Consider the following 20,918-nt stretch of genomic DNA (forward strand, 5'->3'; position numbering starts at 1 on the left):
ATTAAAAGGAGATACTTGACAAAATGAATGAAAAAAGTATAATACCCGATACGTACGTGCGGAAATCATCATTACAAGACGGGAGGTATCTTATGAATACCGGAAAACGAATTTTCCCGCTTAGATATAAGCTCGTTTTATTTTTCGGGTTATTGATTTTAGCGGCGGGCATTACGCTGGGAACTTTGGCAATAAGAACAGCCCGTAAAGCCGTTATGGAAAAAATTGAAGTCCATCTTACCGACAAGGCAACAGACGTTGCAGAGATTGTCGACGGAAGAGCCTCTTCCTTTGTACAATTTGTAGAAGGACTTGCCCGTATGCCGTTTTTACGTGATAACAGTCTTTCATTGCAGGAAAAGGCGCGAATGATAACAATAGAAGCGGAACGGAATACAAATATAGATTACTTCGGCGTATGCGATCTCGAAGGTAATCGGTATGACGCGCATAGATCCCTCACGCTTGTAAGTGACAGGGAATGGTTTCAGTCCGCTGCTAAGGGAAAAAACTATATTACGGAACCATTCCTTTCGCAAATAACGAATACTATGCAAATACTCTTTGCTGTTCCGATCTATGACGACATGGATACCATCATCGGTGTTCTTAGTGCGGCGGTACCGGCAAAATTGCTTTCCCAAGAAATAGATAATATTGTAGTCGGCAAAAATGGATATTGTTATATTGAAGATTCGTCGGGTACAGTTATTGCACATAGAGATTTCACGTTAGTGCAGAACCGCGCTAATTCACAAGAAAAAGCGAAAACAGACGCAGCACTTACATCTCTAGCGGCATTTGAAAAACAAGCTTTGGCATCCCAAGTATCTTCTGTAGGATACTATGAGTATAACGGCATCAATAATATAGCATCTTATGCTACCATACCGTCAACCGGCTGGACTGTTATTATAAAAGCTCCGGTGGATGAATTTATGGGAACCGTGAACGCGCTTCGCAAAGGCATTATGCTTACCGGTATTATTATTTTAGTATTATCGCTTGTCATTGTGTATATTATCGCCTATAAAATGATGCAGCCTGTTCAGGCGGTTGTCGCTGCATTGGGAGATATTGCTCACGGCGAAGGGGATTTAACGGTTCGCTTGCCGGTTTTTGGGAATGATGAAATAACGAATTTGTCCGCATACTTCAATGAAACAATCGAGAAGATTGGATTATCGATACGTGCCGTCGGCGTAAATAGCCAATCGATGGAAGAAGTCGGAAATGAGCTTGCTTCCAACATGGTAGAAACCGCGAGCGCCATCAACGAAATAAGCGCCAATATCGAAGGTGTAAAACAACAGGCAATGACACAAGCCGCAAGCGTAACCGAAACGGCAGCCACTATTGAAGAGATCGTTCGAACGATTAAGCAGCTTAATGGCAGTATCGAAATGCAGGCGGAAAGTGTTGCGCAGTCATCTTCTTCTATAGAACAGATGGTTGCAAATATCGCTTCAATTACCAAGACGCTTGAAAGTACCGACGGTGCTATTAAAAAGCTGGCCTCTGCAACAGGGGACGGGAAAGAGACGGTCGCGACCGCCAATACCGTAACACAGAAAATTGCAGAGGAATCGGGCAGCTTGTTGGAAGCGTCGAGCGTTATTCAGCATATCGCTTCGCAGACAAACCTACTTGCTATGAATGCCGCTATAGAGGCAGCTCATGCAGGAGAAGCCGGTAAAGGTTTTGCGGTTGTCGCCGACGAAATCCGCAAACTTGCGGAAGATTCTGCAACACAAGGTAAAGCAATAACTGCAACACTGAAAATTTTAAGCGGAGAAATTGAAACGCTTTCGGATTCTTCCAGAACTGCTGAAGAAAAATTCAGTACCATCTTTAACTTATCGGAACAAGTAAAATCGATGAGCGATCGTCTGACCGAAGCGATGCGTGAACAGGAAAACGGCAGCAAGGAAGTGCTTACCGCAATTAAAAATATCAATATGGTAACGGTTGAAGTAAGCGAGGGGTCTGCCGAAATGCTCAAAGGGGGCGAAGGCGTTGCGGAAGAGATGCAAAAGCTCAACGATCTTACTCGTATCATTACCGACAGTATGAATGAAATGGCAGCAGGAGCGGTTCAAATCAATAACGCTGTACAGGAAGTAAATGAAATTACACAAAAAAATAAGCACAATATTGAAAGCTTAGTATCCGAAGTTAATAAATTTAGAGTTTAACCGACTTCCGTGAAAACTTAAACAAGAAGGTGTCCCAATTCTTCGACGCCTTCTTGTTTGAATCTCCATCTTTTCAATTCAACCTTTAATCGCTCGTTCCTCCTTCTATAAACGGAATACGATATATTCTGAGAAGAAGTGTCGTATTTTTTTATATATATTTTTATAATGACTTGTATAATGAATGGGCAGTTCAAATTGACTCTGCCTTTACCAGGAGGAATAATATGGCAAAAAAAGTTGTGATTGCCGGAGGCGTCGCAGGCGGAGCTTCCGCCGCCGCCCGTGTAAGACGTTTGGACGAAAGCGCCGAAATTATCATGTTCGAAAGAGGACCGAATGTCTCTTTTTCTAACTGTTGTCTGCCGTTTTTCTTAAGCAGAATGGTGCCTGCAAGTGAGAACCTCGTTTTAATGACGCCGGAGCAATTTAAAAAGCAATATAATATCATTGCAAAAACCTCGCACGAGGTATTAAAGGTAAATGCTGCGGCCAAAACGGTTACCGTAAAGGATTTGACTTCCGGCAAGGAATTTGAAGAAGCTTATGATGTGCTGGTGTTGTCGCCCGGTGCTTCGCCGATTGTGCCCGCTTCCGTTAAGGGGCATGATAAACCGCACGTGTTTACTGTACGCAACGTAGTCGATATAAAAAAGATAGACGATTATGTTCATGCCAATAAGATAGACGATATTGCTGTTATTGGCGCAGGTTTTATCGGTATGGAAGTTGCAGAAAATTTCCGGCTTGCAGGGAAAAATGTTTCGCTTGTCGAAAAATTGGATCAGGTTATGGCTCCCTTCGATTACGATATGGCACAAATTCTGCATAAAGAATTGCACGATAAGGGCATTAATCTTATTCTGGGCGACGGCATTAAGGAAATCGGGAACGATTTTATTGTACTGGAAAGCGGAAAAAAGGAGAAAGCGCACGCCGTTATTATGGCGCTTGGTGTACGCCCCGAAACGGAACTGGCAAAGACCGCAGGAGTGACGCTCGGCGAAACAGGCGCCATTTTAGTTGACCATAATTACCGAACAAATGTAGACGGGATTTATGCCGTCGGGGATGCCATAGAAGTAACGCATTTTATTACCAACAAAAAGACACGCCTTACGCTTGCAGGCCCCGCCCAGCGGCAGGCTCGTGCCGCTGCCGACGATATGTACCGCATACCGCACAGAAACACGGGCGTTATCGGTTCTTCGGTTATCCATTGTTTTGATTACAATGCTGCCTGCACCGGTCTTAACGAAAAGGACTGCAAAAAGAACGGCATCCAGTACGATTATGTGTATGTTATTCCGGGCGATAAGGTCGGTCTTATGCCCGCCTCGAATCCGCTCTTTTTCAAACTTATCTTTGAAAAACCGTCGGGAAGAATTCTGGGAGCACAGGCTGTTGGAAAGGGTAATGTCGATAAGCGTGTCGATATTATCGCATCATTCATTATGCTGAACGGTACGCTTGAGGATCTAAAAGAGCTCGAGCTGTGTTATTCACCCATGTTCGGAACCGCTAAAGACGTTGTAAATCATGCGGCGCTGGTGGGAATGAATATTTTGAACGGTGTGTTCAAACAGGTACCGGTTACGATGGTACGCGAATTAGTGGAAAAGAATGCCTGTATTATCGATGTGCGCGAACCGCGTGAATTCGAGATGGGGCATATTATAAACGCAGTCAATATTCCTTTAAGCCAACTCAGGGAACGGATGCACGAGATTCCGAAGGATAAACCTGTGTATGTGCATTGCCGATCCAGCCAGCGCAGTTACAATGCGATTTGTGCGATGCAAGGTCGTGGGTACAAGAATGTATACAATATCATGGGTTCGTTTTTGGGCTTAAGCGTATATGAGTATTTCAACGATATAAAAAACGGCCGGAAACCCATTGTTACGAAGTACAATTTTAATTAGGATCGTAATTTGCAGGGCTCCGATATGCCGGCAGAAAAGGAAGGGCTGTCCAAATTCGATATTTTAAACCTTGCCATTGGTTCGATTATTGCGATGTATCGTCGTTTAAGCTTTCGGTGAATCTCATCAATGTAGGACTGGTGATAGGCGCTCTGTTTACTCCGATTGCGCATTTTTCGCTTTCAGGATGGCTGTATCTTATTTTCGTAACCTCGGGCGGTATTTTAGGGAATATGCTTTTGAAGAAGATGAAGCGCAAAACATCGTACATGCGGAACTAAACAAGTTAGTTTTGTTTCCCATCAGCTAATTAAGGCACCTTCTTAAAACAGATTTTGTGTAGCAAATACGGGGGCTTGCAATAAACGCACCTATCTTATAGAATAAGTGCATCAGTATTAAAAATAAATCGTTCTGTTTTTCAGAAAAGTTTATGAATTTATTAAAGACGAAGCAAAATGGAATCGGACAATAAGCATTTTATTAAAGTAACGGAAAACGCACTCACTCCTCTCAGTTCTGAACAAAAGGTAGTATTAAACCGGCGCGGGAACCAACTCTTTAACGAAGGCTTTATAAACGAAGCTCAACGTATCTTTGTTACGACCGGTTATTCGGACGGGCTTACAAGAGTCGGCGATTACTATATTGCGCATGATAATACACTGGAAGCACTCCGCATGTATTGTCTTGCGAAAAATAAACGAAAATCCGACCCGATTATTGATTCGCTTGTTCGGCTCATTAGAGTGTTAATAGATACTGAAACAAAAGGAGTAGAAAATGTTTGAAAGTATTGAAAATGGTTATTCCGAGCAGACCGATTCGTTATTTCCTGCTCAAGAGCTTCCTCACGCAGAAGGAACCGATGAACTTACAAAGCTTTCACGCGAGGGCTACCTTCTCTTAAAAGCAAATGAAATTGATCGGGCAGAAGCTGAATTTAAAAAAATGTTGGAACTTGATGAAAACAATAATTATGCCCTTGTCGGACTTGGGGATGCCGCACGAAAGCGGAATAAATGCAAAGAAGCCGCAGAATACTATAGTGAATGTTTACGGCACCATCCGGGGAATAATTATGCTTTGTTCGGATTAGCAGATTGCTATAAAAATATGAATTTATATGCTAAGGCAATAGAAATTTGGGAACAGTACCTTGAGCATGATAATGCAAACATTACCGTCTTTACCCGCGTTGCTGATGCATATCGAAAGATACATGATTTTCAAAATTCAAAAAAACTCTATTTGAAAGTACTTGAGATCGAAGAGAACAATCCTTATGCGCTCATCGGCTTGGGGCACCTCCATTATGATTTTAAAAAGTATCGAGAAGCGCTCGTTTATTGGCAAAAGATTTTTGATCAAAATCCTGAAAATGTCGATATCCGTATCTTAACATCGATTGGAAATTGTTACCGAAAGATGAAGCAATTCGACCGCGGTGTGTATTATTTTGAGAAAGCGCTTGAAAAAGATCCCGATAATTTTTACGGACTTTTTGGTCTTGCCGATTGTTATCGTGGTATGAAGCAGCAGCAACATTCAATAAAATACTGGGAAGCAATTCTGAGTAAAGATCCGAATAATAAAGTAATTCTTACCCGTATGGGCGATGCATACCGGCACATCGGCGATTATGAAAAAGCCGAGCAGATTTATCAGCGTGCGCTCGATATCGATTATGATTCTTATGCGATACTTGGGCTTGCGATTTTGTGCAAGATACAGGGAAAATATGATGAAGCAATAACCAGTTTAACGCATTTGTTGCAGGCGGATCGGAAAAACTATCGTATTTACCTTGAACTTGCCGACTGTTATATTCACATAAACGAAAAAGCCAAAGCGATTGAAGTACTGCAAGCGTTCCAACAGTACGGCATTAAAAACCAAGCAGTAAGCGATACCCTTTTTTCATTACAAAATTAAGGCAGTGGTGATTGGGACAGAGCGATAACGGCATTGTAAAAAAAACAGCCCTTTCGGGAATGCTGCCGGAAGAAATTGATGCGGTATGCAATTTACCGCAACGCTTTCACTCTATACAAATTTTTCAATGGATTGCGCAGGGGTGTTCGTCGTTTGAAGGTATGACAAATCTTCCACTTAAAGTGAGGGAACGACTTACCGATGAATATACGCCGTGCGATACTGTATGCGAAACCGTGTTGAAAGATCCTGACGGTACGGTAAAACTCGGAATAGGCTTGCATGACGGCAGCAGCATTGAAACGGTACTGCTGTTTGATAAAGCTTCGCGTAGGACTGCCTGTGTTTCCTGCCAAGCCGGCTGCCCGATGGGCTGTACCTTCTGCCAAACAGGCCAGCTCGGTTGTTTGCGTAATCTTAGCCCCAACGAAATTGTAGAACAATTTTTGCATCTGGAAAAAATCTGCGGTAAGTTGGACAATATCGTGTTTATGGGCATGGGCGAACCGTTATTAAACCTCGACAGTATCGCAAAAACTATAGCCGTTCTTACTCACCCCAAGGGCAGAAATCTTTCACACAGGCGGATAACACTTTCCACGTCCGGTATCTGCAAAGGCATTTATGAGCTTGCAGATAGCAAACTCGATATTCGCCTAGCCGTTTCGTTGACGACCGCGGACGAAGACTTGCGAACAACCTTGATGCCGGTTACAAAAGCAAATCCGCTCAGCGAATTAAAAAAGGCAATCCGCTATTTTAATGATAAAACCGATAAGCGGGTAACTCTGGAACTCGCGCTGCTTAAAGATGTAAACACTTCCTATAAAGCTGCGCAGCAAGTACGCGCTTTCGCCGAAGGACTCAACGCTCATATCAACCTTATCCCGTGGAATCCCGTGCAGCAATTACCGTATAACACTCCTTCCGATTCCGAAATACGATCATTCTATAATTATTTAACAGCGGAAAATCTCAATGTAACAGTTCGCCAAAAGCGTGGCAGAACTATCGGCGGCGCCTGTGGGCAATTAGGTAAAAAAGGACGTACCGAACCGAAATACTCCGGTACAAAGCAAATCTAACTATATTTTTAGAAATCTCAGCATATAAAAAAAGCACCGACTAATCCTGGTCGGATTAATCGGTGCTCCGGTTAACTAAAGGTTAAGTTTCAACCGCTAAAATAGCGCAGCTGAACAACACTGTTGAAGTTTCAGTGTACCCGATTTATTGACCATCGGCGGGAACGCTCCATGTCGCCGGTTCGTTTCCCTCTCTGTCGATAATCTCTATGTCAGATGCAGGAGTGATCTTATCTACGTAGAACTTGTATGAGACGGGCTCCGATACGTTACCGACGTTATCAATTGCTTTTACATCGATATTGTAAACAGTGTCGGTAGAAAAATGGAGCGGCTCGATATACTTAACGTAATCGGCATCGTTGATTTTAACATAAAGTGCATCAACACCGGAAAGTTCGTCGGTCGCACCGAATGCCACCGATTCTTTGGTTGAAACGATAATACGTCCCTCTTCGTCAACGACATCGGAACTCGGGAAAATCATGTATGCATCATCTTTATTGATAAGGCGATCACTGTTTTCGATAAAAACAGTCGGAGCGGTTGTATCAACGATAACGGATGTTACCGAAATAGGAGCTAAGTTGCCGACGTTATCAACAGCCGTATAATATATCTTTGCAGGTCCTTCTTCGCTTATAGAGTAATAAGCACCTTCATCTTCTTTCCCATTACCATGGAGTGCTAAAGAATCCAAATCTGTGCCGATATAAGCTCCCGCAGTCCCGGAACCGGTTAAATCATCGATTGCCGAAATATACCATTTTGTCTCTGCAGAGCAGTAAGCAGCTAAACCTTTATAAAATAACGGTTCAGTTGTATTCAGCGTCGTTTTGGGCGCGGTATTGTCGACAATTACCGAAAGGGTTTTTGCAACTTCAAGGTTTTTGCTGTTATCGAAACCACGATATGAAATATCATGTTTACCTTCTTCCAAGATCTGGAAGGGATTGCGATAAGTCATAAAGCTCGAACCGTCCAGTGAGAATTCGACAAAATCGAGACCCGTCTCTTTATCTGCCGAATTAAGCTTAAAGAATACATCGCTGTTGACAAAATGTTTATCACCGTTACGGTATTGCATTGCCGCGCGTTGATAATCATGGGTCATTGTTTCAGGCACTTGTGCCCAAACTGAGAAGCAAAGAGCCGCAAAAGCAGCGGCAAAGAGTGATTTCTTCATAAATCCTACCTCCAAATACTATAAAAGATGACTCCGCATCTTTTTTAATAATAAATTTCAACTCTGCGGTTGTGTTTCCGTTCGGAAATTTCCGCATGAGATCCTGCGGGGTGCTCAGCCCCTTCCGCCGATATGGTAATATTACCCGCTGTAAAGGCTCCGGTTGATTCAAAATACTGTGCGACGGCATACGCACGTTGTAACGACAGTTTTTCTTCTTCTTTTGTGCTATCCAATTTTGCACAATGTCCGACAATTTTTATCTGTGTTACATCCTTCGCTTTCAACAGTTCGGCAATACTGTCCAACTTATGCGCGGTGAACGTATCAATCTTATACGTCTTCGGAGCAAAATAAACCGTCGTTTCGTTGCCGGTATTATTTTTCTCGCTTTGCTGCGGCTCATCTATTTTCTCTTCCGCAGGGGCATTTTCAACCTGCTGCGTTTCTGCAACAGGCTTTTCTTCCTTCTGCTGCTTAGGTTGTGTGGTACATCCCATCACAATTACCGCGATCAGCAACAGAAGAATACCTTTTAGCTTGCTCAAATTTTGACCTCCTCAAAATTTTTGTATTGTATAAAGGAAACTTTTGAAAACTAAAGTCTCTAAAAGTTCCATCCAGTTTTATAACTTCTCTTCAAACCGTTTAGTACTGTTATTATTTTAAATTGACATTTTTTACTGGGATTCAAAGAATATCGGCCGATACTCTTGCCAAAAGATATGTTATTGATAAGTGAAGTATTCTCTTACCGTTCGTAAGCTTTATATCCAAGGTGCTCCTACACCATAGATGTTATACTATCATCCCCATTTTTTTGTCAAGCCTCTTTTTTAAAAAGCCTATTTCTAGCTGAGTTTTTTTTGTATATTATGCATTATCATAGCTACGGTAGCGTGCAAGATTCGATAGTATGGGGTAACACAATGAATACGGAATACGGAAAAAAGGCAAAAAAAGTCGCAGTGGTAACGGGCGGAACAAGCGGAATCGGCTTGGAAACGGTCAAAGCTTTAAACAATAGCGGTTATACTGTGTATACCGTCAGTAGGCGCACGCTTAACGGTCAAGTACCTGAATATGGCGAGCATTTTTCTGCGGATGTAACAGATGAAGATGCACTGATCAAGGTCTTTGCCGAGGTATGGGAACGGGAAGCTCGATTGGATGTATGTGTCTGTGCTGCCGGTTTCGGTATTTCGGGAGCCGTTGAGTTTACGAAGCTTGAAGATGCAAAAAAACAGCTGGAAGTAAATTTTTTCGGCGCTTTTTTAACGATGAAGACAGCCGCTTCATACATGAGGAAGCAAGGCTTTGGAAAGATTCTCGCGGTGAGTTCGGTCGCAGGAGAAATTGCCATTCCTTTTCAGGCTTTTTATTCCGCATCCAAAGCAGCGCTTGGGAAATTGTTGGAAGCATTTGCCGCTGAAGTTTTCCCGTTTGGTATACAGTGTGCGCTTATTATGCCGGGAGATGTCGCAACTCCGTTTACGGATGTCCGTAATAAGTCGAATGCAGGTAACGACATATATTCCGGAAGGATCACAAAGAGTATTGCAAAGATGGAACGTGATGAACGGCATGGCATACCGGCGGATAAACTCGGTTCTTTTATCGCATCGTTAGCGGATAAAAAGCGGATTGGCTTCTTGTATCCCTATAACGCTCCCTATGCTCTGTTGATAAGCCTGTACCGTTTACTACCTCGCCGTTTAGCCCTCTTTATTGTCCGAAAGCTCTATGCCTGTTGAAGAAAATAAGACTTATTCTTGCTTTTTCTATAGGAATGATTATATTATACTTACAGTTGATGTGTCAGTAATGATAAATCCATCATCAATAGGAGCGTTATATGAGCAAAACAGGAATTTTTTATGCAAGTAAAGGCGGCGTAACCGAAACTTTTGCAAAGCAGATTGCGGAAAAGCTGGGAGCCGATTTGCATAATATGAAAGATACGAAAGTTGATGCGATAGCGGACTATCAGAATGTCGTGCTGATGTCCTCCAGCTATTTTTTCGGCGCCTTAATGGAAGATTGGGGCGGTAAAGTAAAACTGCTGCACACCGTTGATTTTTCCGGGAAGAATGTCGCGATTGTCGGCGTTGGAAGCCAAGAACGCCATCCCGACAGCTTTTGCTCCGGAGCTGCGGACTTCTATGATAAGCTTCGCTTCAGCGGCGCCCGCTTTGTCGGTGATGTATGCCCCTGCGGATATGAATTTAAGTTCTCCCGCATGGAAAGAGGCGGCAGAATGCTCGGTCTGTGCTTGGACAAGGGCGATGCTAAAGTGAACGAAAAAATCGACGAATGGGTAAAAGCCGTTCAGCCGGTATTTGCAAAATAAGTTTTGTTGGTAAGATTTGTTTCGCATCTTTCAGAATAGAGATGCCTATTACAAGCTTCCGGAATCAACAACCCCCGACACAAGCGTCGGGGGTGTTGTTCTCATAAGGTGGTTGCACTCGGCTTTAATACCCTTTGTTACGACGCAAGCGTCGGGGTATTAAACCCTCCGCACGAATAATATACATTGAGGTTTCTCAGATATTTCCGGAAGCTTTTTTATTCCTCAACGGTAAAGGTTGTTCTGCAAATAGTGTGAAAGGGACATCCCATACAATCCTGCCATTGTACGGCTGCCGGTTTTCTAAAGTCTTCCATACCGACCTGCTGCGCGTATTCTTGAGCAATTTGTAAAAAAGCCTGAATCGACGGTTCAAATTCTTCCCTCGTTTTAGAAGAACGGGCACTTCCCTGAGGTATCACCTCTTTATCGTTGACGATGTATTTTTTATCTTCCTTGGTGATACCGAGGAAAAAAGCATGGAGTACTTCCTGTTTCAGTCTATTTTCTGCAAGGAAGATGTACATCGGCATTTGGAAATCTCGCATAGCTTCCGAGGTATAGTCTGTAGCGGACGGAACCTTGCCGGTTTTATAATCAATGATAACGGCGCGGCCTTCCGCTTCCTGATAGGAGATGCGGTCTACGAGCCCGTGATAGAGGATATCTCCGCTCCGATACTGCAGCTCGCCTTCCATTAAATACGGCGCATAGCCGTCCAGTTTTTCCGCATCGAACGTAAGCACAAAGTCAACGCTTTTTAAACTGCGCTTTTTAATCGATTCGATAAAAGGCGCGGCGAGCGGCCCTCGAAAATCGGTTTGGCTGTGAACGGTCTCATTAAATATCGATTCAGCCCACTCCCTATAATCGGCGAGATGCGCAGAGATAAACACCCTATCGTTTTCCCGTATACGCTGATAGAGCCGCTCCAAAATACGATGACAAATGATACCGATATAGCGCGGATTGAAAAGTTCCGCATCAGTGTCTTCTTCGTCGATGGAAAGCGCCGACGACAAAAACCATTGAGCCGGACAGTCGGAAAAAAGATGTAAGCCGCTTTGACTGATGCGGAATGCCCCGTCCGTATAGTGTCCGTCTTTGAGCTTTTCAGAAAGTACCGGTAGGCTGCCGTTAAAAGGTTCGGTTAAAAAGGAAAAGCCGCGCTTTTGTTTAATACCGGCGAATTGTTCAAATCCTGCTTTTTGTACGGAATACAGCGCTTCCGGCGCAGGTTCTTCCCGTTTAAAGAAGCGATATTCCTGCAAAAGAGAGTCGCTGTCATTCAGGTCGGGACGGGGCGCAAAGGCGGTAAAAATGCCATTGCTGACGGTAAAGCCCGAAAAAGTCTGTTCGGAAACGGAAAAGCGCACCGTGCCGTATGTTGCATACACCGCAAAAAAGGCCTGCGTTGCATCTTTTTCGATAACGCCGAGTTCTTCCCGTTTGTCTTTCCGTAAAAAGGGAAGTTTTTGATAAATCACCCTGCTTGCTTTTTGATTGCAGTTGAGGATAAAGTGATGAGCAAAGGGCGTTGCAGCCGCGACTCTAAACGGAAAGATGCTGACCGCTCTTCCGGTATTTTGCGGTACATAGATTTCGCGGGAAAGTTGAGCGGTAAAAAAGCGATAGGGTTGTGCCGGCAGACAGTCGGCAAAATCTTCTTCAAGCTGTACCAATTCCTGCATAAGCGTAATGCAGCGGCCGATGACGGCATTGTCTTCGGCTGAAAAGCCGTCGGGATTCAGATACTGCGCTCGAAAGAGGATGTACTGCCGCCTCATTTCGGAAAAGCTTTGAGCCTGCACGAATCGCTCCGCAGCTTTCATAAAGGGGAGGAGCCATTCCTTTGCCTGCTCTTTTTCGGCTTGCTCTTCCTCAGCACTGCTATGGGGATTATACGGGATAGGGAGTTTAAACGCCTCCTTCCAGACGTTTTTATAGTGTCCTTCATCCTTCCACGAAACGAGACAGTTGTTTTTTATACCGAAATTGATGAGCGCCTGTATCTGCGCAGGATGCTTCCACGGAATATGAGGATTGAGCAGCAGCGGTTTAAGGCTTTCAAATGAGTAATGTTCCTGTACGCACTGTTCAAGCAGCGGAAAGAGCTGCCCTGCCTGCTGTTCGCCGAGTTTAAAGCCGAGCCGAAATTCTGCAGGGATATTCCGCAATGCAAACTCCCGCTTGAGATACGGTACGGTATCTTCAATACCGGCAATGCTGAGCGCAATGTCATCGGCGGGAACTCCGTTTGTCAAAAGCTGCTCAACAGCGAGCGCCGTAGAGCGAATTTCTTCCCGCATGGTGCCGAATTGGATAAGCGGCGTTGTTTCCGCTTTAAAGGCAGGGGCGGAGAGCATCGACAGTTCCGGCCGTTCTTCTAATAGGCCTCGGTACTCGTCAAAATCTTCCATTAATTCGGGATAGAGTAAAATGTACTGTTGTGCATGAGGAATAAATTCCGCCCCTGCCCACGAAGGTTCAAAGAGCCGGTGCGCATCCAAAAATTCCGTATATGCTTTTTTCAAAATCCGTAAATCGGAGAACTCGGCGTCTTTACCGGCTTTATGCTGCGCCGCGCGTTTTTCCCAGTGATCCAACTGCGGCAAAATACCGGCAATCCATTGCGCAAAGATAGCGCCGTCGGCTGCGTAATCCGCCGGGATGATGTTCTGTAGAAAGGGCTTTTCCGCCGCAGCATTGTCGGCTGCAATATGATGCGCAAAAAGCAAGCGGATAATCTGAGACGCCGGATTTTTATTTTCCGCTTGAGCGATACAGCACTCCGCCTTAAAGGCATCCCATGCGATAAACAGTTCGGCAGGAACCGCTGTAAGGCCGGTCAACGCAAGCGCACGATGCATCCAAAGCCGAGCCGCAATCCGTGACGGAAACACAAAACAGGTGCGGGCGTCCGTACCGTAGCGGCGGATACAGTCTTCTATAGTGGAACAGCCGGATATGATGCGCATAACAACCTCTTAAATATGTGAAACCTCTAAAAATCTAGCCGACTTTTTAGAGATGCTTATGATCTGGTTTTTATCAGCGATGAAAGCTCAATAATGTATTATACACAAAAAAATCGGATTGAGCATCTCTTAAACGCAATTAGCGGTTTGCTTTACTTTTGCCCGGCAGGATAGTATAATAAGCGCATCGGCTCGCCTAGTCGGGGCATTTAAATTAAGGGATACATGAGAACGGAGGGATGAATAAATGCACAAATTTTATTTTGTATTACTTCTTTGTTTTTTCTCTGCGATTCCCTGCTTTTCACAAGAAACGGCGCTGCAGTCCAATGATACGGCGGAAGTCGAACACCGAGAACATGATACGAGCAGCGGGCAGCCGAACAATACTGCGCCATTGCAGAAGAAACACGCCGGATTTGACGAATATCTTTTTGCGCCGACTGCCGGCATGGGTATCGGTTTTGAGCTTTCTACATCAAAAAATACATTGGAACTTCCGTTCGTCTTAGGCCCTTCAATTAAATTCGATATGCAATTTTCCCTTAGATCCGGTTTTTCGTTTTTACTCTTAAATGAAGTATTTTTTCCGCTTGCCTACACCGCAACAAACAAGGATTCTGCACAAGCGGGTTATATTCCGGTGTGGCATGGCGGGGTATTGTTCGGATATACTCACGGAGTAAAAACCGATTTGGAAATTACGGCAGCAGGCGGTTTGGGCGTGATGTTTATCTTACCTGAACTCGTAACTCAATTGAGTATTTCAAAATTTTTTACCGAAAAATACGGACTGTATTTCACATTAAATAATAAATTTGTTTTTTTACCTGCGGCTTTAGCGGACGATGGAAAAATGCGAGCGATGAGCACGGTAGATGCCGCCTTGGGAGCTTCCTTCCGTATCTATCCGAAAGAAAAATCGGTTACAGCTCAGCCTACGGTAAAATCTAAAAAACAGCGGAAGCGGGTTTTTGAACAGTATGTATTTGCACCGTCATTTGCCTTGTCAACGGTATTTTTAGGGATACGGCCTGATTTGTATATCATTATGGGACCATCACTTAATCTTGATATGATCTTTACAAAAGAAAAATCCGGTTTCAGTTTTTTTATCCATAATAATACGGCGGTGTGGTTTACAACCTATCCCAAAGACCCTGATGAACCGACACCGAAATTGGTATCTTTGCCGCTTACTCTATTTCATTTTATGTTCGGGTATACTCACGGTAGAGGCAGCAATTTTGAAATCTCTGCGGGTATCGGTCCGGGGTTTGCGCTTTCTCCTGCTCATTTTTTCAGACCGGTCACACTCATGCCTACTGTCAGCACGGAAATTGCATTCACAACATATTTTTCAAAAAAATACGGGTTATATGTTTCGGCGCTTAACTCGTTTATATTTATTCCTTTCGGTTCATACAGGGGGGCTGACGGAAAAAGAAAAATAAGCTATTTATTTATCGACATGCTCAATATCAGCATTGGGCCTTCGTTCCGCTTATAAGGAACGGTTCATTTTCCGCTACTATCGGGAAATATCAAGAAACGGAGGTTTGAGATATGAAACATCTACGATATTATTTATATTTTTGCATATTGTGCATCAGTGTGATGTCATGCACAAGTACGCCGGCTACCGGAGCGCTTTACTTTCCTATTACCGTATTAGCCGGTGTTGCCGATTTAACGGTTTCAACGGCTGGAGAAATACAAGCAGATGCTAGTGATAAAACCGAAGCCTTTGCAAGAAATGCAAGAATGCTGAATAAGGATTTGACTTTTGATCAAACAGAGAAGCATACTCAAAGAGAATCTCCGTCCGAATACGATTATCTTTCAAACATTCAGTTACAACCGCGGAGGGACAGTGCGGAAACGGTGAATCAGCAAAAAAATGATATGGAGCCTGTTTCTTCGATTAGATTGCAAAAAGGTGAATCATTTTCTACGCCGATACCGGTGCATAAGAAACTAACGGTCGTTGTTGAAAATAAGGATAGCAATGAACTAAGGTTTATGTGTACCGGTAAACAGTTCGTACTGCAGCAAGGAGAAATGGTGATGCTGCATTTTCGGTAAACTATAACAGCCGCTTGCTATCACAGTAGCTGCAAAGACCACCAAGCTCGCAGCGTTTAATGAAACGGTAAAGTGTGCTATACTGCTATGGGATGGGTAGATAAGGAGCATTCTATGAACGATATAATGATGCGGCAATACAATATGCTTTCAAAGGAGCTGCAGCAGGAAGTGCAGCATTATATTGAATATTTATTTGTAAAAATGAAAAAAACGAATAGACAACATATTGTAACAATACCTCAGCAAGAAAAAAATAGAGCTTATGGTGCCCTGATACAGTATGCTGGTTGCCTACCGCCGGATATTGATTATAAACAAGAAGCTATAGAATTTGCGGTTACTAAATATGAAAGTCTTACTTGATACAAATATTTTGGTTGATTTTCTGGCAAAGCGTCCTGTTTTTTTTAATAATGCACAAATTATTATTAAGAAATGTAAAGATAATGAAATGACAGGAATTGTAGCAGTTCATACCATTTCAACGTTTATTTTCAGCCGCTCAAATAGCGCGGCTGAAAAACACGTCGAGTTTGCTTGCTGCAAACTCGCTGATTGTACGTACGCTATCGCGTACCAATTCAGCATTCTCCAAAATTGATATTTTGTTCGGCTGCTGAATTTTAGGGAACGTTATTTTATATCTTAAAGAAGTATATTCCGGCAGAGAATGTACGAGAAATTTTTTGCAATTTATTCGAAATCATTGAAATCGGTAGTGCAAATAAAGAAAGCATTTTAAACGCTTTAAAGAATAAAACATTTCCTGATTTTGAAGATGGTTTGCAATATCAATGTGCATTAGAAGAATCGGTAGATTGCATTATTACACGCAATAAAAAAGATTTTTTTGGGTCAAAAATACCCGTGTATACGCCGGATGAATTTTTAGCATAAAGCTTTGTTGATTAAAGCTAAACGTCTCTCTAAAAACAGCTTTAGCTTAGAAAATGGGTATACCGATAGCAAAAATCGCTGAGGGTACAGTCCCTACGCAAAAGACAGTAGAACCGTTATACCCAATGCTGCCCGCCGAATATGGCGATAAAACCGATAGAACCGAAGCAAGATGTTTTAATCCATCCCCTACCGCAGTTAGTTGCAGGGCATCTTCTCATTTAGAAAATGCCCTGCAACTAACTAACCGTGAGACTTGCCTTGATTTTGTAATAAAGCAAGGGATGTATTGGTATGTTTTTGTATGGAGCCATGATAATTTGGATTTGGATTTCCATTTATTGTCTTTGCTTCACCACGATATATATATTTTTTTAGCTTATTATATATTTCTAGTGAGCCAGTATAATTTTCAGGCATATTCTTTTGAGGGACTAATTCTTCTAATTGTTCAGGATTTTTTCCTTCTAATGGACTATTTTTTATATATCCATGTATTTCTAGATTATTTTTTATAATTGGGACAATATATGGTATTTTTGCAAATGGGCCTTTTAAAATTTCTTCTTTTGGAAAAGTTACATTTTTTAATATAAGATTATTTACGTTTGAAGATGCCATATTTGCTGGTAAAGTTGTATTATCAAAAGTTAAATCTACTGGACCAGTTGTTGATTTATATTGCATTTTTGATAAATTTCCACCTTTAAACATTATATTTCCTGCTACATTGTCTCCTTTAAAATGTAAAAATTTTAGATCATCTTCATTCATATTATGTGTATCTATATTTTCTAATATTAAATTTTGTATTCTTACTGATCTAACATCTTCATCTATGACAGGATTATGTCCTTCATCAGTTCTTTTTCTGAATTCTAATAGTTCTTTCAGTGGGATAGGTGTGTTATTATTTTTACCACCATCATATTCAGTTACATTTGGACCTGGGCACATAAATTCATAGACATGTAAAAATTTTACACCACCATTGGTTTCTTTAATTTTATTTGGTCCAATAAGTTTTGGAAGTAGGTTCTTTACATTTCCTGTTACATATACATCTTTGACAGTAATATAATCTTTTAATGTTTCATTTCCAAGTAATTTTAGTAAATCATCAACTTTAGGGTAAGGAGTTATATCGTGACCTGATGGATCTGTTTTTTCAGTTTCGTTACTTCCAACTATAACATTAGAGTTGTTGTCTAATTTAAAATTGCTACTGAAAGAAAATTTATTAAGATCTTTTATATCAAAACTTTTTTCTATTGTGCTGTCGAATTTAATGTCAATTGGACCGTTTGATGTTTTGTTATTCAGTTTAAGGGCGGAAAACTTCTTTTTTTCTCCTATCGTTAAAACACCTGTTAAAAGTTCCGGTGTTATTTCCTTAGCTGTTATTGTCGAGTTCTGATTTGTAAAACAGTTAATGTTAAGACTATCGGTATACAGGTCTTTTCCGTTTAAGGTATCCAGTTTTGCCTTAAAAGCTGCGGAATTGATCTCTTCTATATAAATATCGCCCGTTAACCGATAACCGATTATTTCTCCGTAGTAATCTTCAACAGGCGCTATTGTTACTTTGTTTCCTTGCGTGTCGGTAAATATTCCTGTCTCCGGCGTTGGGTTTGCTTCCGCTTCCACTACGGCAGAAACTGCCGTTTCTTTTTCAATCTTTACCTTTTGCGTAATGGTATTATCTGTAACATCCGAATATGTTGCATCGCCTATCGTAAGCGCTTTGACCTTATAGCCTGTGTTTGCGGAAAGTGTAAAGGTAAACTCGCTGCCTTTATCAACCTTTCCATCAGTTGTAAGAGCGGGGCTTACTCCAATGGTGCCGTTTGCGGGCTGGGTTACGGTAACTTTGTATTTTGTATTCGGTGTAGGATTGGACGGATTGGGATTAGGGGTCGGATTGGGATTGGGGTTTCCCTGTTCCGGATTTTCAGATGGAGGATTAGTTAAATCGGGGGCAGGAGTTTTATGTAATTGCTTACAAGAAATAAGCATCACAAGCGGGCTTAACAGCAGCGCCGCTCCTAAAAATACAACAAAAACTTTCGCACGTTTGTTTTTCATAATTGCCTCCATTTTTCTCTATATGTGTAGCTTATATAGCTTTATGATACCATAGTTTTAAGTGGAGTGCAAGGAAGAATTTAACAGGGATTGATAGGGGCATTGTATCATCCTCCGATTATTACTAAAAAAGCCTGTTCTTCCACAAAGGAAAAACAGGCTTTTTGCATCTCAAAGGCTCTCTAAAAAACGATCAGTCTTCTAGCAATGTAAAATTCGGTGCGCGCTAAGCATAAGCTCAACACGACCCTTAAAAATTACAGGCTGCCTTTTGCCGCTTTAACCGCTTCAGTCAGCATCGGAAGTACCTTGAACAGGTCTCCTGCAATACCGTAGTCGGCTACACCGAAGATCGGCGCATCGGGGTTCTTGTTGACCGCGATGATGTACTCGGAATCCTGCATACCGGCAAGGTGCTGAATTGCTCCGGAAATACCGACTGCCACATAGATGTGCGGATGTACGGTTTTACCGGTCTGTCCAACCTGATGGTTTGCATCCATCCAGCCGGAGTCAACAACGGCACGGGATGCTCCGACAACGCCGCCGAGCGCCTGAGCCAAATCTTCAGCAAGTTTGATACCCGCTTTGGGATCTTTACCGATACCGCGGCCGACGGAAACAACCACATTTGCTCCGATCAAGTCTACGATATTCTTTGCTGTTTTCTTGATTTCGAGGATATCGACGCTGATATCGGCCTTGGAAAGTTCAACTTTCGGCTTTTCAATTACGGTCTTTGCCGCTTTTGCCGAATCAAAATCCTGCTTCTTCATAACGCCGGGACGCACGGTTGCAATCTGCGGGCGGAAGCGGGGACACACAATCGTTGCCATCAAGTGACCGCCGAAAGCCGGACGGGTCATCTTCAAGTTGGTATTTACCTTAAAGGGTGTCTTTTCGACATCCATCGTCGAGCTGGTGCGGAGGAATTCCTTGTATTTTTCCGTATCGACGTCAAGGTGCGTGGTGTCGGCGGTCAATCCGGTATGGAGCCGTGCGGCACAGCGGGGGCCTAAGTCGCGTCCGATGGTTGTTGCACCGATGAGGAAAACCTCCGGTTTTTTATCCTGCACCAATGCGGTAATCACTTTTGTATACGCATCGGTTGTATAATCGGCAAGAAGATCGTGCTCGCAGTAGTACACCTTGTCGGCACCGTAACCGCCGAGATTCTTTAATGCATCTTCTTTAATACCTTTTCCAAGTACAACGCCGCAGAGTTCGCCCTTTAATTCATCGGCGAGCTTCCGGCCTTCGCTCAATAATTCAAACGAGGTGTTGAGGATTTCTCCGTTGCGCTGTTCACAAAATACCCACACGCCTTTGAAGGCTTCAGTGTCTTTGCTATCGTAAGCCATTTGTACATTCTCCTCCTTCATTAAATGATATGTTTTTCTGCAAGCATACCGACGAGCTTTTCACAAGCGGCTTTGTCGGCGCCTTCCATCATCGTACCGGCGCCCTTCTGCGGCGGGGTAAAGGACTTGTATACGTTTGTCGGAGAGCCTTCCAAACCGATCGTGTCTTTATCGATGAGCGGGTCGTCCTTCAAGGTTTCGTAATTGTATACCTCATACGGCTTTGAGTAGCATTCCATAATACCGCTAACGCTCATATAGCGCGGTTCATTCAGCTCTTTAATACAGGTGATAAGACAGGGAGTCTTTACCTTGAGCATCATATAGCCGTCTTCGAGCATACGCTTTACCGTCAGTGTGTTGCCTTCTTTTTTAATATCAGCTGCGTAGGTGATCTGCGGGAGATTCAGTTTTTCAGCGATCTGCGGGCCTACCTGCGCGGTGTCCCCATCGATTGCCTGACGGCCGCAGAATACAACGTCTTCCGGCCCGACACCGACGCGACGTACTGCTGCTGCCAAAATCTGGCTGGTAGCATACGTGTCGCTTCCGCCGAACTCACGGCTGGAAACCAGTACCGCCTTGTCAACGCCGCGCGCCAACAGCTCACGGAGCATGCTTTCTGCAGGGGGCGGCCCCATCGAAATAGCGACAACTTCACAGCCGGTTTGATCTTTCAGTTGCAGCGCCGCTTCAATCGCGTTTAAGTCATCGGGGTTGGTGATGGTCATCATCGAAGCGCGGTCAAGCTGCCCGTTTTCTTTGACGGCAACTTTTCCGGATGTATCGGGAACTTGTTTTACACAAACAATAGCTTTCATCTGTTCTTGTCC

16 protein-coding genes are annotated in these 20,918 nt (G+C 43.1%); 10 read left to right on the forward strand and 6 right to left on the reverse strand.

The features are described from left to right. Nucleotides 1-92: 92 nt before the first annotated feature. The 5 genes from ABH09_RS09885 (at nucleotide 93) to rlmN (ending at nucleotide 7,140) form a co-directional block, all read left to right on the forward strand. Complete coding sequence (locus ABH09_RS09885; protein WP_253714254.1) at nucleotides 93-2,195, forward strand: methyl-accepting chemotaxis protein; 2,103 nt, start codon at nucleotides 93-95, stop codon at nucleotides 2,193-2,195. Between the two features lie 227 nt (nucleotides 2,196-2,422). Continuing rightward, entirely contained in the window at nucleotides 2,423-4,120 is a 1,698-nt protein-coding gene (locus tag ABH09_RS09890) for an FAD-dependent oxidoreductase (protein WP_253714255.1), read from the forward strand. Nucleotides 4,121-4,578: 458 nt separating this feature from the next. Continuing rightward, entirely contained in the window at nucleotides 4,579-4,911 is a 333-nt protein-coding gene (locus ABH09_RS09895) for a hypothetical protein (protein WP_162664155.1), read from the forward strand. Then, nucleotides 4,904-6,055 (forward strand): tetratricopeptide repeat protein, encoded by a 1,152-nt coding sequence (locus tag ABH09_RS09900; protein WP_162664156.1) that lies wholly within the window; start codon nucleotides 4,904-4,906, stop codon nucleotides 6,053-6,055. The genes ABH09_RS09895 and ABH09_RS09900 overlap by 8 nt, the downstream gene beginning before the upstream one ends. 59 nt (nucleotides 6,056-6,114) lie before the next feature. Continuing rightward, entirely contained in the window at nucleotides 6,115-7,140 is a 1,026-nt protein-coding gene (gene rlmN, locus ABH09_RS09905; RefSeq protein ID WP_253715766.1) for a dual-specificity RNA methyltransferase RlmN, read from the forward strand. Between the two features lie 145 nt (nucleotides 7,141-7,285). Here rlmN and ABH09_RS09910 read toward each other — a convergent pair whose 3' ends face one another. Next, nucleotides 7,286-8,326: an OmpL47-type beta-barrel domain-containing protein gene (locus ABH09_RS09910; RefSeq protein ID WP_253714256.1), complete on the reverse strand. Its 1,041-nt coding sequence runs from the start codon at nucleotides 8,324-8,326 to the stop codon at nucleotides 7,286-7,288. Between the two features lie 44 nt (nucleotides 8,327-8,370). After that, a complete protein-coding gene (locus ABH09_RS09915) occupies nucleotides 8,371-8,874 on the reverse strand; it encodes an OmpA family protein (protein ID WP_162664157.1) in 504 nt (167 codons plus the stop codon). 381 nt (nucleotides 8,875-9,255) lie between these two features. On the opposite strand from ABH09_RS09915, the gene ABH09_RS09920 reads away from it, so the two are divergent. After that, a complete protein-coding gene (locus tag ABH09_RS09920; protein ID WP_253714257.1) occupies nucleotides 9,256-10,080 on the forward strand; it encodes an SDR family NAD(P)-dependent oxidoreductase in 825 nt (274 codons plus the stop codon). A 101-nt stretch (nucleotides 10,081-10,181) separates the two neighbouring features. Then, nucleotides 10,182-10,676 (forward strand): flavodoxin domain-containing protein, encoded by a 495-nt coding sequence (locus ABH09_RS09925; RefSeq protein ID WP_253714258.1) that lies wholly within the window; start codon nucleotides 10,182-10,184, stop codon nucleotides 10,674-10,676. Nucleotides 10,677-10,894: 218 nt separating this feature from the next. Here the strand turns inward: ABH09_RS09925 and ABH09_RS09930 are convergent, their stop codons facing one another. Then, entirely contained in the window at nucleotides 10,895-13,654 is a 2,760-nt protein-coding gene (locus ABH09_RS09930) for a PD-(D/E)XK nuclease family protein (RefSeq protein WP_253714259.1), read from the reverse strand. 247 nt (nucleotides 13,655-13,901) lie between these two features. On the opposite strand from ABH09_RS09930, the gene ABH09_RS09935 reads away from it, so the two are divergent. The 3 genes from ABH09_RS09935 to ABH09_RS09945 all read left to right on the forward strand — a co-directional run bounded on the left by ABH09_RS09935 (nucleotide 13,902) and on the right by ABH09_RS09945 (nucleotide 16,105). Then, nucleotides 13,902-15,164 carry a DUF2715 domain-containing protein gene (locus ABH09_RS09935; protein WP_253714260.1) on the forward strand — a complete coding sequence of 421 codons (1,263 nt, stop codon included), beginning with the start codon at nucleotides 13,902-13,904 and terminating at the stop codon, nucleotides 15,162-15,164. A gap of 56 nt (nucleotides 15,165-15,220) precedes the next feature. Beyond that, nucleotides 15,221-15,739, forward strand: a complete 519-nt coding sequence (locus ABH09_RS09940; RefSeq protein WP_253714261.1) for a hypothetical protein — start codon at nucleotides 15,221-15,223, stop codon at nucleotides 15,737-15,739. Nucleotides 15,740-15,853: 114 nt separating this feature from the next. Next, nucleotides 15,854-16,105, forward strand: coding sequence for a DUF2281 domain-containing protein (locus ABH09_RS09945; protein WP_253714262.1), 252 nt, complete (start codon nucleotides 15,854-15,856; stop codon nucleotides 16,103-16,105). A 777-nt stretch (nucleotides 16,106-16,882) separates the two neighbouring features. Here ABH09_RS09945 and ABH09_RS09950 read toward each other — a convergent pair. The 3 genes from ABH09_RS09950 to acrB form a co-directional block, all read right to left on the reverse strand. After that, a complete protein-coding gene (locus tag ABH09_RS09950) occupies nucleotides 16,883-18,724 on the reverse strand; it encodes a hypothetical protein (RefSeq protein ID WP_253714263.1) in 1,842 nt (613 codons plus the stop codon). Nucleotides 18,725-18,981: 257 nt separating this feature from the next. Further along, the gene (acrA, locus tag ABH09_RS09955) at nucleotides 18,982-20,085 is read right to left on the reverse strand and encodes an acryloyl-CoA reductase electron transfer subunit beta (RefSeq protein WP_016518421.1); all 1,104 of its coding nucleotides are present in this window, start codon (nucleotides 20,083-20,085) and stop codon (nucleotides 18,982-18,984) included. 20 nt (nucleotides 20,086-20,105) lie between these two features. After that, on the reverse strand, nucleotides 20,106-20,906 hold the full coding sequence (acrB, locus tag ABH09_RS09960; RefSeq protein ID WP_016522167.1) for an acryloyl-CoA reductase electron transfer subunit gamma: 801 nt from the start codon (nucleotides 20,904-20,906) through the stop codon (nucleotides 20,106-20,108). Nucleotides 20,907-20,918: the final 12 nt, after the last annotated feature.

This window comes from Treponema sp. OMZ 803 (assembly GCF_024181165.1).
Classification (GTDB): Bacteria; Spirochaetota; Spirochaetia; order Treponematales; family Treponemataceae; genus Treponema.